Source organism: Pseudomonas syringae group sp. 247E2, from assembly GCF_032587795.1.
In the GTDB taxonomy this organism is placed as follows: Bacteria; Pseudomonadota; Gammaproteobacteria; order Pseudomonadales; family Pseudomonadaceae; genus Aquipseudomonas; species Aquipseudomonas amygdali.
Genome location: NZ_JAWHPK010000014.1, coordinates 15,965 through 27,551, shown reverse-complemented (window position 1 = coordinate 27,551; position 11,587 = coordinate 15,965). Strand labels below are relative to the sequence as shown.

At 58.1% G+C, this 11,587-nt stretch carries 12 protein-coding genes; 2 read left to right on the top strand and 10 right to left on the bottom strand.

Annotation, left to right across the window (positions count from 1 at the left end):
• Positions 1–55 precede the first annotated feature (55 nt).
• The 3 genes from dgcA to RYC18_RS14245 form a co-directional block, all read right to left on the bottom strand.
• Entirely contained in the window at positions 56–2,116 is a 2,061-nt protein-coding gene (dgcA, locus tag RYC18_RS14255; protein WP_060411250.1) for a dimethylglycine demethylation protein DgcA, read from the bottom strand.
• A gap of 15 nt (positions 2,117–2,131) precedes the next feature.
• Positions 2,132–2,662 (bottom strand): DUF5943 domain-containing protein, encoded by a 531-nt coding sequence (locus RYC18_RS14250; protein ID WP_005613912.1) that lies wholly within the window; start codon positions 2,660–2,662, stop codon positions 2,132–2,134.
• Between the two features lie 84 nt (positions 2,663–2,746).
• Entirely contained in the window at positions 2,747–3,724 is a 978-nt protein-coding gene (locus tag RYC18_RS14245) for a dipeptidase (protein ID WP_004663330.1), read from the bottom strand.
• A 228-nt stretch (positions 3,725–3,952) separates the two neighbouring features.
• On the opposite strand from RYC18_RS14245, the gene RYC18_RS14240 reads away from it, so the two are divergent.
• Together RYC18_RS14240 and RYC18_RS14235 are read left to right on the top strand one after the other, a co-directional pair.
• Complete coding sequence (locus RYC18_RS14240; protein WP_002555668.1) at positions 3,953–4,363, top strand: lysozyme inhibitor LprI family protein; 411 nt, start codon at positions 3,953–3,955, stop codon at positions 4,361–4,363.
• 55 nt (positions 4,364–4,418) lie between these two features.
• Positions 4,419–4,838 (top strand): DUF3010 family protein, encoded by a 420-nt coding sequence (locus RYC18_RS14235; protein ID WP_003372607.1) that lies wholly within the window; start codon positions 4,419–4,421, stop codon positions 4,836–4,838.
• Between the two features lie 201 nt (positions 4,839–5,039).
• Here RYC18_RS14235 and fba read toward each other — a convergent pair whose 3' ends face one another.
• The 7 genes from fba to tkt all read right to left on the bottom strand — a co-directional run bounded on the left by fba (position 5,040) and on the right by tkt (position 11,517).
• Complete coding sequence (gene fba, locus RYC18_RS14230) at positions 5,040–6,104, bottom strand: class II fructose-bisphosphate aldolase (protein WP_004654897.1); 1,065 nt, start codon at positions 6,102–6,104, stop codon at positions 5,040–5,042.
• A 114-nt stretch (positions 6,105–6,218) separates the two neighbouring features.
• The gene (locus RYC18_RS14225) at positions 6,219–6,545 is read right to left on the bottom strand and encodes an MliC family protein (RefSeq protein ID WP_002555692.1); all 327 of its coding nucleotides are present in this window, start codon (positions 6,543–6,545) and stop codon (positions 6,219–6,221) included.
• Positions 6,546–6,597: 52 nt separating this feature from the next.
• Positions 6,598–6,795: a hypothetical protein gene (locus RYC18_RS14220; RefSeq protein WP_004654900.1), complete on the bottom strand. Its 198-nt coding sequence runs from the start codon at positions 6,793–6,795 to the stop codon at positions 6,598–6,600.
• 85 nt (positions 6,796–6,880) lie between these two features.
• Complete coding sequence (locus RYC18_RS14215) at positions 6,881–7,111, bottom strand: hypothetical protein (protein ID WP_002555693.1); 231 nt, start codon at positions 7,109–7,111, stop codon at positions 6,881–6,883.
• Between the two features lie 27 nt (positions 7,112–7,138).
• A complete protein-coding gene (locus RYC18_RS14210; RefSeq protein ID WP_005746919.1) occupies positions 7,139–8,302 on the bottom strand; it encodes a phosphoglycerate kinase in 1,164 nt (387 codons plus the stop codon).
• Positions 8,303–8,324: 22 nt separating this feature from the next.
• Positions 8,325–9,368 (bottom strand): erythrose-4-phosphate dehydrogenase, encoded by a 1,044-nt coding sequence (gene epd / locus RYC18_RS14205; RefSeq protein ID WP_002555695.1) that lies wholly within the window; start codon positions 9,366–9,368, stop codon positions 8,325–8,327.
• A 151-nt stretch (positions 9,369–9,519) separates the two neighbouring features.
• A complete protein-coding gene (gene tkt, locus RYC18_RS14200; protein ID WP_316886309.1) occupies positions 9,520–11,517 on the bottom strand; it encodes a transketolase in 1,998 nt (665 codons plus the stop codon).
• Positions 11,518–11,587: the final 70 nt, after the last annotated feature.

The following is an 11,587-nucleotide window of genomic DNA, read 5'->3' as shown; positions in this document are numbered from 1 at the left end:
AGCACCGAGCAAAGGCTTCTACTTGCAGCTTGAAGCTTGCAACCTGTAGCTGTTCTCAAAAATCCTTGCACAGGCGCAAGCCGTCATAGATCGCTGCATGGGTATTGCGCTGCGCCACGCAGTCGCCGATACGGAACAGCAGGTAACCGTCGCCCGGCTGGCTCAATGAAGGCTGTGGCTGAATGGCGAACAGCGCATCGATGTCGATCTGGCCCTTGTTGCGCGAGCCTTCCTTGAGCGCGTAATAGATCGCTTCGTCCGGACGCACGCCGTTTTCCACCACCACTTGATCGACCACTCGCTCTTCCCTGGCACCGGTGTATTCGTTCTCCAGCACCGCCACCAGCTTGTCGCCCTCGCGATAGACCTTTTCCAGCATCATGTCGCCGGTCATGATCACTTCCTTGGGGTACATGCTGCGGTAGTAGGTCGGGAACGAGGTTCCGCCAATTGCCACGCCCGGCTTGATGTCATCGGTGACGATTTCGACCTGGCTGCCCTTGTCGGCCAGATAGTCGGCTACCGACATGCCGGTGAACTCGCAGATGGTGTCGTAGACCAGCACGTTCTTGCCGGGCGCCACCTTGCCGTCCAGCACATCCCAACTGCTGACCACCAGGCCTTCAGCCGCACCCCAGTGTTCGTTCTGCTCAAGAAACGGGTGACCGCCGACCGCCAGCACCACGATGTCCGGGCGCAGGTCGAGGATGGTTGCTCCATCGGCCGCAACACCCAGACGCAAATCTACTTTCAAGCGCGCCAGCTCCAGCTGGAACCAGCGCGTAATACCGGCAATCTGGTCGCGCTGCGGTGCCTTGGACGCGGTAGTGATCTGCCCGCCGATGAACTCCTTTTTCTCGAACAGCGTTACGTCATGGCCACGCTCGGCAGATACCCGAGCCGCTTCCATACCGGCAGGACCGGCACCGACTACCACGACCTTGCGTTTCGGCCCAGTGGACTTTTCGATGATGTGCGGCACGCCCATGTATTCGCGGGACGTCGCAGCGTTCTGGATGCACAACACATCCAGCCCCTGATACTGGCGGTCGATGCAGTAGTTGGCACCGACGCACTGTTTGATCTGATCGATCTGGCCCATCTTGATCTTGGCGATCAGGTGCGGGTCGGCAATGTGCGCGCGGGTCATGCCGACCATGTCCACATAGCCGCCTTCCAGAATTCGCGTTGCCTGGTTCGGGTCCTTGATGTTCTGCGCGTGCAGCACCGGGGCCTTGACCACTTCCTTGATCCCGGCCGCCAGGTGCAAAAACGGCTCCGGTGGATAACTCATGTTTGGAATGACGTTGGCCAGGGTGTTGTGGGTGTCGCAACCCGAGCCCACCACGCCGATGAAATCGATCATGCCGGTGTCGTCGTAATACTTGGCGATCTGCTTCATGTCCTCGTGACTGAGGCCATCGGGGTGGAACTCGTCGCCACAGATGCGCAGGCCCACACAAAAGTCGGGGCCGACCTCCTTGCGCACCGCCTTGATAACTTCCAGACCAAAGCGCATGCGGTTCTCGAAACTGCCGCCCCATTCATCGGTGCGCTTGTTGACCCGCGGGCTCCAGAACTGGTCGATCATGTGCTGGTGCACCGCCGACAACTCGACCCCGTCCAGCCCACCGGCCTTGGCACGCGCCGCTGCGCTGGCGTAGTTGCCGATCACTCGCCAGATCTCCTCCGGCTCAATGGTCTTGCAAGTCGCACGGTGTACCGGCTCGCGAATGCCTGACGGCGACATCAGGGTCGGCCAGTGATCACCATCCCAGCGCGAGCGACGGCCCATGTGAGTAATCTGGATCATGATCTTGGCGCCGTGCTTGTGCATGGCGTCGGCGAGGTTCTGGAAGTGCGGGATGATTCTGTCGGTCGCCAGATTGACCGATTTCCACCAGCCTTGCGGGCTGTCGATGGCGACACTTGATGAGCCGCCGCAGATGGCCAGACCGATGCCGCCCTTGGCCTTCTCTTCGTAGTACTTCACATACCGGTCGGTGGTCATACCGCCGTCTGTGGCATAAACCTCAGCGTGCGCGGTACTCAACACACGGTTACGGATTGTCAGTTTGCCAATCTGGATCGGCTGGAACATCGCTTCGAAAGCCATAACGCGATCCTCGATTTACAGCGGCTTGACGACAAACAGTCCGTCGTCGTGACCTTCTTCGGAGCCACCGTAAACCTGCTCGGCTACGGTACGGATCGAGCTGCCGCTGGCGGCGAGTATCTGGTCCATCGCCCCGGCAAACCAGCCGGTGAACATGTAGTCGACCTTGCGTCCGACCTTGCCGTAGACATACACGAAACAGGAGTGCTCAAGCTTCACGCTGGCGGTGCCTTTTTCGATATCGATGTCCTGAATCTTGAACAGCCCCCATCCGCGTTGCGACAGACGCTTCATGTAGTGCTCGAACACGGCAACACCTTGCAGGCCGTGGCATTCAGCTTCCTTTTCACACCAGTGCCAGGCGGACTTGTAACCGGCTTTGTAGAGAATGTCAGCGTAGGCATCGGCACCCAGCACTTCTTCGATGCCCATGTGGTTGTTGACGAAAAAGTGCCGGGGCACATAGAGCATCGGCAACGCATCGGAGGTCCAGACGCCGGTTTCGCTGTCGACTTCGATAGGCAGTTGCGGGGCGATTTTAGCCATGGGGGTCAAACTCCAGATGATTCGGGTTACACCCACCGCCTGAAAGGCCGCGGGGGTTCAATTCGATAAGGTGTGGCTGGCGGATTACTCGCCCCAGACGTCGGCCAGTACGTTGACCCAGTTCTCGCCCATGATCTTGCGCACAACGCGCTCGGAATGACCGCGCTTGAGCAATGTTTCAGTCAGATTGGGAAACTCGCCCACGGTGCGGATGCCCAGCGGGTTGATGATCTTGCCGAAGCTGGTCAGACGGCGGGCGTAGCCCTTGTCGTGGGTCAGGTATTCAAAAAACTCCTGACCGTGGCCCTGGGTAAAGTCAGTACCAATGCCGATGGCATCTTCACCCACGATGTTCATCACGTATTCGATGGCTTCGGCGTAATCGTCGATGGTCGAATCGATGCCCTTGGCCAGAAACGGCGCGAACATGGTCACGCCCACAAAGCCGCCGTGGTCGGCAATAAACTTCAGTTCAGCGTCGGATTTGTTGCGCGGATGCTCTTTGAGGCCTGAAGGCAGGCAGTGGGAATAGCAGACCGGCTTTTTCGATTCGAGAATGACTTCTTCCGAGGTTTTCGAACCCACGTGGGACAGGTCGCACATCACCCCGACACGGTTCATTTCAGCAACGATCTCACGACCGAAACCCGACAGCCCGCCGTCGCGTTCGTAGCAGCCGGTGCCGACCAGGTTCTGGGTGTTGTAGCACATCTGCACGATGCCGACGCCAAGTTGCTTGAAGATCTCGACGTAGCCGATCTGGTCTTCATAGGCATGCGCATTCTGGAAGCCGAAGAGGATGCCGGTCTTGCCCAGTTCCTTGGCCTTGCGAATGTCTGCGGTAGTGTGCACCGGCATGACCAGGTCGCTGTTTTCGCGCATCAGTTTCTGGCTGCTGCAGATGCTGTTGATAGTGGCCTGGAAGCCTTCCCATACCGACACCGTGCAGTTGGCCATGGTCAGGCCGCCCTTGCGCATGTCTTCAAACAGCTCGCGGTTCCACTTGGCGATGATCAGCCCGTCAATAACGATGCTGTCGGCGTGCAATTCGGCTGGGCTCATCAGGCTGTCCCCTTTTTTGATTCCGGCGCGCCGAATCGGCTGTCGGCGCTAATGGGGTCAGCATATGCCGGAGGGTCGCGTGAACCGGGTGCAAAAACGACAGGGGGTTTGCCGAAAGCGTCAAGATGCGACAAAGGGTGACGGCGTATCGCCCCACGATGTCGTAAACCTGTTCATTGTCTCGCGCTTGAGACAGAATCCAGCGTATCAATGGATCGGAGCGACTCGATGAAAACGTTTTTGCTGACCCTGGCCCTGATGGCAACGGCTGTGACAGGCGTACAGGCTGCTCAGAACCCGGATGTCTCGCCTTGCGACGGTGTTGACGATGACAAGCAGACTCTGGAGTGCTCGGTTTACAGCCGCACGACTGCAGAAGAATTGCTCAAGGAAAACTTCAACAACCTGCTCAAGCGTGTTCAGTCGCAGTTCGTTGCCAACAAGACGCAATTCAACGACTTTACCAGCAAACTCAAGACCGCCCAGCAAGCCTGGGAGAAGCTGCGTGACGCAGATTGCGCCGTTGAAGTCTTCCCTTCTGCGGCAGGCAGCAAAGCATTCACCATCAGTGAAAACGACTGCATTGCGCGCATGAGCGACGAGCGCTCGGAGTACCTGGAGTCGATTGCACAGGAATAACGTCTACGATGAGATAACCTGCTTCTTTATATGAACGAGCTCATCAGGTTTTCTCATGATTATTTGCGGTGTAGAAATCAAAGGCAGCGAAGCCATATTCGCCCTTGCCACTCGACGTAATGGCGGCATCGAGCACTTGCCGCTCGCCACCAAGAAGCTTGCGCTGGAGGACGATGACGAGGCCGCCAACGTCAAAGCCTTCTCCACGCAACTCGCCGGTTTCGTACGTGAAAACGGCATCAGCCATGTGGTTATCAAGAAGCGCAGCAAGAAAGGCGAATTCGCTGGCGGCCCGACCACCTTCAAGATCGAAACCATCTTTCAACTGATGTCTGATTGCAACGTGGTGCTGATCTCGCCGCAGACCGTCAATGCGCAGAACAAGAAACACACCTTCGCCCTGCCCGACACCCTGAACAAGTATCAGCACGAAGCGTACAAGGCGGCGTGTGCGGGTGTGATGAAGAGCGTTTAAGCCTTTCGAGAGAGGACGCAGAGCGTCCGGAACGGCATGCGACGCAGAGCGTCGCACGATAGCGGGGATTATCGTTCCTCACGCTCCAGCGTGGGAATGCAGTTCGTGACGCTCCGCGTCACATTCATTCGCCGCGCAGTTACTTTTGACCCGACATAAAAAAACCCGCATTTCTGCGGGTTTTTTCAATGCGCAATCAACTCAGTTGATCTTGGCATCCAGCTCGCCACGCGCGTAGCGTTCGAACATGGCGTCCAGGGAGATCGGTTTGATCTTCGAGGCGTTGCCAGCGGTGCCGAAGGCTTCGTAGCGCGCGATGCACACGTCACGCATGGCCGAGACGGTTTTGGCCAGATACTTGCGCGGGTCGAACTCGCTTGGGTTTTTAGCCATGAATTCGCGGATGGCACCGGTAGAGGCCAGACGCAGGTCGGTATCGATGTTGACCTTGCGCACGCCGTGCTTGATGCCTTCAACGATTTCTTCGACCGGTACACCGTAGGTTTCTTTGATGTCGCCGCCGAACTCGTTGATGATCTTCAACCATTCCTGTGGAACAGACGAAGAACCGTGCATCACCAGGTGAGTGTTCGGGATGCGCTTGTGGATCTCTTTGATGCGCTCGATCGCCAGGATGTCACCGGTAGGCGGCTTGGTGAACTTGTACGCGCCGTGGCTGGTACCGATGGCAATGGCCAGGGCATCGACCTGGGTACGCTTGACGAAGTCAGCCGCTTCTTCAGGGTCGGTCAGCATCTGGCTGTGGTCCAGAACGCCTTCCGCGCCAACACCATCTTCTTCACCGGCCATACCGGTTTCCAGCGAACCCAGCACGCCCAGCTCACCTTCCACGGAAACGCCGCAGGCGTGAGCAAAGGACACCACGCGACGGGTAACGTCGACGTTGTAGTCGTAATCGGCTGGGGACTTGCCGTCTTCACGCAGCGAGCCGTCCATCATCACCGAGCTGAAGCCCAGCTGGATCGAGCGCTGGCAGATGTCAGGGCTGGTGCCGTGGTCCTGGTGCATAACCACCGGGATGTGCGGAAATTCTTCGATCGCGGCGAGAATCAGGTGACGCAGAAACGGCGCACCGGCGTATTTGCGGGCACCGGCAGAAGCCTGGACGATCACCGGGGAGTCGGTCTTGTCGGCCGCTTCCATAATGGCGCGCATCTGTTCCAGGTTGTTTACGTTGAAAGCTGGAACGCCATAGCCGAATTCGGCTGCGTGGTCCAACATCTGGCGCATGCTGATAAGTGCCATTGTCTGTCTCTCTCCCGGTAGGGTCGTTAATCGAGCAAGCCTGCCGTAGTGGCGGCTGCCATTCAAGTTATAAGCTCAGCCACGAAGGCTGTGCGTGTGTGCCCGAAATCCGACTTATCTGGCCTTGCAGCCGCGACCGATCAGATCGTTGGTAGCGTCCCAATAGATCAGGCCCTCGCTACCCTTGTTGACGAATGCCAACACATTGTTGCTGTAAAGCGTTCCGCTGGCAGCGCCGGGTTCAGCCTTGAGCCTGAACACCTGATCGCTCTGATTCAGACGAACATCGACTTCCTTTTTGGCCGAATCGATGTAGCGCCAGTTGACCTCTGCATTGCTGTCACACACCCAACGGTTCCAGGGGTCATTGTGCTGCGATGTGCTCAGGCTCGAACAACCGCCAAGCACTGCCAAAACCCCAAGGGCAATCACGCGTCTCATTACATCTCCTGGCTGCCCTGCGAAACGCGGTGTATGCCGGTCGTCTCAACTGTCAGGGGCAGTTCTGTTCCTGTTTACGGTCGTCGGCCGGCTCACCCGTTACATGTGCCTCGACCCGTTGACTGTTTTCAGTCGTCGGCACATTCACAGAGGCCGGGCTGAATATCTGACAGGTCTTGGCATGTGAGCCAGAACCGGTACAACCAGCCAATACAACGCAGCTCATCAGAGCCAGGGCAGCGATCTTCATGGCGAAACTCCTTTGCCGGAAAAATATCCACTCTTTAAAGACCGCCCAAGCCCGTCAATGTTGCCAAACGGATTTCAGACCTGGCTCACAAACATCCTACATTGCCTGTTCTGGGCATGAACTCGTAACGATCCCATGCCTGCGGACCGCCACGCTTGTAGATGACCGGCACCGTTTCGGCCTGCCAGCCCGCCTGATAACAGCTTAACTGGAGCGGTTGGCTCGGGGAGTCGCTCTCCACCTCTTCAACCGCAGGTTTGCCCGCGCAACCGGCCAGCAAACCTGCGATGAGAAACCACGGTAACGCCCTGACCATTGACCACTCCTTGTCCAAAGCTTTCATTCAAGCCTTGGCGCGTTGTTCGAGCACTTCTACCGCTGGCAGAACCTTGCCTTCCACGAACTCGAGGAATGCACCGCCACCGGTCGAAATGTAGGAAATCTGTTCTGCAACACCATACTTGTCGATGGCCGCCAGTGTGTCGCCACCGCCCGCGATGGAGAACGCCTGGCTTTCGCCAATGGCCTTGGCCAGCGTTTTGGTGCCTTCACCAAACTGATCGAATTCAAACACGCCGACTGGACCGTTCCACAGGATAGTCCCGGAAGATTTCAGTAATTCGGCGAAATGCGCAGCAGTTTGCGGGCCAATATCGAGAATCATGTCGTCGTCGGCCACGTCAGCGATCAGCTTGACGGTTGCAGTGGCGCTCTCGGCGAATTCCTTGGCAACCACCACGTCAGTCGGCAATGGCACGCTGACCTTGGCGGCAATGGCACGCGCGGTATCGAGCAGGTCAGGTTCGTACAGCGATTTACCGACCTTGTGACCCGCTGCGGCCAGGAAGGTATTGGCAATGCCGCCGCCGACGATCAACTGATTGCAGATGCCGCTCAGGCTGTTGAGTACGTCAAGCTTGGTGGACACCTTGGAGCCAGCAACGATGGCAGTCATCGGCTGAGCCGGAGCGCCCAAGGCCTTGCCCAGCGCTTCAAGCTCGGCGGCCAGCAACGGGCCTGCCGCTGCCACTTTGGCGAATTTGGCAACGCCGTGGGTCGAGCCCTCGGCACGGTGAGCGGTACCGAAAGCGTCCATCACGAACACGTCGCACAGGGCCGCATATTTCTGTGCCAGCTCGTCGGCGTTCTTTTTCTCGCCCTTGTTGAAGCGAACGTTCTCGAACAGCACGACGTCGCCGGCCTTGACGTCAACGCCGTTCAGATAATCGGCAACCAGCGGAACATCACGACCCAATGCCTTGCTCAGGTACTCGGCAACCGGCTTGAGGCTGTTTTCAGCAGAGAACTCGCCCTCGGTCGGACGACCCAGGTGCGAGCAGACCATGACGGCCGCGCCTTTTTCCAACGCCAGCCTGATGGTCGGCAGCGAGGCAAGAATACGTGCATCACTGCTGACAACGCCGTCCTTTACCGGGACATTGAGGTCTTCGCGGATCAGTACACGTTTACCTTGCAGATCGAGGTCGGTCATCTTCAAGACGGTCATGAGCATTCCTGTTTTTTTACTGTTATTGGTCAGCGACGCGCAGAAAGTGATCGGCGACGTCGAGCATTCGGTTGGCAAAACCCCATTCGTTATCGAACCAGGCCAGCAGATTGACCAGCCTGGGACCGGAAACGCGGGTCTGACTCGCATCGACAATCGCCGAATGCGGGTCATGGTTGAAATCGCAGCTGGCGTGCGGCAACTCAGTGTAGGCCAGCAGTCCCTTGAGCGGGCCGCTGGTGGCGGCCTCACGCAAAATACGGTTGATCTCGACAGCGTCGGTGTCTCGCGACATTTGCAGCGTAATGTCCAGGCAAGACACATTGACGGTCGGAACACGAACAGCTTTGGCCTGAATTCGGCCGGCAAGTTCCGGAAGCAGCCGCTCGATTCCGCGCGCCAGACCGGTGGACACCGGAATGATCGACTGAAACGCCGAGCGGGTACGGCGCAGATCTTCGTGGTGATAGGCGTCGATCACCGGCTGATCATTCATTGCCGAATGGATGGTCGTGATGGTGATGTACTCAAGGCCGATGGCCTGATCCAGCAGACGCAGCAGCGGCACACTGCAATTGGTGGTACACGACGCTGCGGAGACCAGTAATTCCCGGCCAGTCAGCTTCTGCTGGTTGACACCGAACACGACAGTGGCGTCGACATCCCGCTCGCTGGCCATCGGCTGAGAGAACAGCACCCTCGGCGCACCGGCATTCAGAAAGCGCTGGCCGTCTTCGCGAGTGTTGTAGACACCGGAGCACTCAAGCACCAGATCGACTTCCAGACCGGCCCAGTCGATGCCTTCCGGCGTCGCACTGCGCAGAACCTTGATCCGGTGATCATTGATATGCAGGTATTGCCCTTCGACCCGCACTTCGCCGGGAAACCGGCCGTGTGTGGAGTCAAAGCGCGTGAGGTATTCGAGACTGGCCATGTCGGCCAGATCATTGATGGCAACCACTTCAAACCCGGCCTTGGCCCCCCGCTCGCACAGCGCGCGAACAACACAACGACCAATACGGCCGTAACCGTTCAGAGCAACTTTGTAAGGGCGGGGCTGGGGCATGAAGTTTTCGCCAGGGAATAACAGTCATGTGGGAGCGGACTTGTCCGCGAATGGCAGCACTCGGTGCAGCTGATTTACCGAGTTGCTACATTCGCGAGCAAGGCGGATCGCCGCCCCGGTCGCTCCCACAACATCAACATTACATAGCTGATCAGTCTTCGAGCAGCTCTTCAGCCGTGCTCAAGACGTTTTCCAGCGTAAAGCCGAACTCTTCGAACAAGGCTGACGCAGGGGCCGACTCGCCGAACGTGGTCATGCCGATCACGCGACCTTCCAGACCCACGTATTTGTACCAGTAGTCGGCGTGAGCCGCTTCGATGGCAATACGTGCACTGACCTGCAGTGGCAGAACAGCCTGCTTGTAGGCCGCATCCTGAGCTTCGAAGATGCTGGTGCATGGCATGGAGACCACACGAACGTGGCGACCCTGCTCGGTCAGCTTGTCATACGCTTGCACAGCCAGACCGACTTCCGAACCGGTCGCGATCAGGATCAGCTCAGGCTCTGCAGCGCAGTCACGCAGTACATAGCCGCCACGGGCAATGGCATCTATTTGCTGCGGTTCACGCGCTTGGTGAGTCAGGTTCTGACGCGAGAAAATCAATGCGGATGGACCGTCATTGCGCTCGATGGCGTGTTTCCAGGCCACGGCCGATTCCACGGCATCTGCCGGACGCCAGGTGTCCAGGTTGGGCGTGGTACGCAGGCTGGTCAGTTGCTCGATCGGCTGGTGAGTCGGGCCGTCTTCGCCCAAACCGATGGAGTCGTGGGTGAATACGTAGATCACGCGCTTCTTCATCAGCGAGGCCATACGCACCGCGTTGCGAGCGTATTCCATGAAGATCAGGAAGGTTGCGCCGTACGGCACGAAGCCGCCGTGCAGGGCGATACCATTCATCATGGCGCCCATACCGAACTCACGAACACCGTAGTGCAGGTAGTTGCCGTTGGGGTCTTCGCCAGTGATGCTCTTGCAGCCTTTCCAGATGGTCAGGTTGGAGCCGGCCAGGTCGGCCGAACCACCGAGGATTTCCGGCAGCAACGGGCCCAGTGCGCTCAGGGCGTTCTGACTGGCCTTACGGCTGGCGATGGTTTCGCCTTTGGCGTTGACTTCGGCGACATAAGCAGCGGATTTCTCTGCAAAGTCAGCAGGCAACTCGCCGCTCATGCGACGAATGAAGTCGTTGGCCAGCTCAGGGAAAGCGGCGGAATAGGCAGCAAAGCGCTGATCCCACTCGGCTTCGGCAGCCAGGCCTTTTTCTTTCGCATTCCACTCGGCGTAGATATCAGCCGGAATTTCGAAAGGACCGTGGTTCCATTTCAGGGCCGCACGGGTCAGGGCGATTTCGTCCGCACCCAGCGGCGCACCGTGGGATTCTTCCTTGCCCTGCTTGTTCGGCGAGCCAAAGCCGATGGTGGTCTTGCAGCAGATCAGCGTCGGCTTGTCGCTCTTGCGCGCGGTGTCGATGGCGGTCTTGATTTCTTCAGGGTCATGACCGTCGACATTGCGGATAACCAACCAGCCGTAGGACTCGAAACGCTTAGGCGTATCGTCGGTAAACCAGCCTTCGACTTCGCCATCGATGGAGATGCCGTTGTCGTCGTAGAACGCAATCAGCTTGTTCAGCTGCAGCGTACCGGCCAGGGAAGCGACTTCGTGGGAAATACCTTCCATCATGCAGCCATCACCCATAAACACGTAGGTATGGTGATCAACGATGGAATGGCCTGGACGGTTGAACTGTGCGGCGAGGGTTTTCTCGGCAGCGGCAAAACCGACGGCGTTGGCAAAACCCTGACCCAATGGGCCAGTGGTGGTTTCAACGCCTGGGGTATAGCCAAACTCGGGGTGACCCGGTGTGCGGCTGTGCAGTTGACGGAAGTTTTTCAGGTCGTCGATGGACAGGTCGTAGCCGGTCAGGTGCAGCAACGAATAGACCAGCATCGAACCATGGCCGTTGGACATGATGAAACGGTCACGGTCAGCGAACGCGGGGTTTGCCGGGTTGTGCTTGAGATAATCACGCCACAGAACCTCGGCGATATCCGCCATGCCCATCGGGGCACCCGGATGGCCGCTGTTGGCTTTTTGCACGGCATCCATGCTTAGGGCACGAATAGCATTGGCACGCTCACGACGGCTTGGCATCGCTGATCTCCTGGGAATTGTAAAATTAGGATCGGAAAAAAGACGGCCATTTTCCCTCAGGGACAGGCCG

Excerpts from the sequence above, each read along its gene's own strand:
- fba (WP_004654897.1), bottom strand. The coding sequence starts at position 6,104 with ATGGCACTTATCAGCATGCGCCAGATGTTGGACCACGCAGCCGAATTC.
- RYC18_RS14225 (WP_002555692.1), bottom strand. The coding sequence starts at position 6,545 with ATGAGACGCGTGATTGCCCTTGGGGTTTTGGCAGTGCTTGGCGGTTGT.
- tkt (WP_316886309.1), bottom strand. The coding sequence starts at position 11,517 with ATGCCAAGCCGTCGTGAGCGTGCCAATGCTATTCGTGCCCTAAGCATG.
- RYC18_RS14250 (WP_005613912.1), bottom strand. The coding sequence starts at position 2,662 with ATGGCTAAAATCGCCCCGCAACTGCCTATCGAAGTCGACAGCGAAACC.
- RYC18_RS14235 (WP_003372607.1), top strand. The coding sequence starts at position 4,419 with ATGATTATTTGCGGTGTAGAAATCAAAGGCAGCGAAGCCATATTCGCC.
- epd (WP_002555695.1), bottom strand. The coding sequence starts at position 9,368 with ATGCCCCAGCCCCGCCCTTACAAAGTTGCTCTGAACGGTTACGGCCGT.
- RYC18_RS14210 (WP_005746919.1), bottom strand. The coding sequence starts at position 8,302 with ATGACCGTCTTGAAGATGACCGACCTCGATCTGCAAGGTAAACGTGTA.
- RYC18_RS14245 (WP_004663330.1), bottom strand. The coding sequence starts at position 3,724 with ATGAGCCCAGCCGAATTGCACGCCGACAGCATCGTTATTGACGGGCTG.
- RYC18_RS14220 (WP_004654900.1), bottom strand. The coding sequence starts at position 6,795 with ATGAAGATCGCTGCCCTGGCTCTGATGAGCTGCGTTGTATTGGCTGGT.
- dgcA (WP_060411250.1), bottom strand. The coding sequence starts at position 2,116 with ATGGCTTTCGAAGCGATGTTCCAGCCGATCCAGATTGGCAAACTGACA.
- RYC18_RS14240 (WP_002555668.1), top strand. The coding sequence starts at position 3,953 with ATGAAAACGTTTTTGCTGACCCTGGCCCTGATGGCAACGGCTGTGACA.
- RYC18_RS14215 (WP_002555693.1), bottom strand. The coding sequence starts at position 7,111 with ATGGTCAGGGCGTTACCGTGGTTTCTCATCGCAGGTTTGCTGGCCGGT.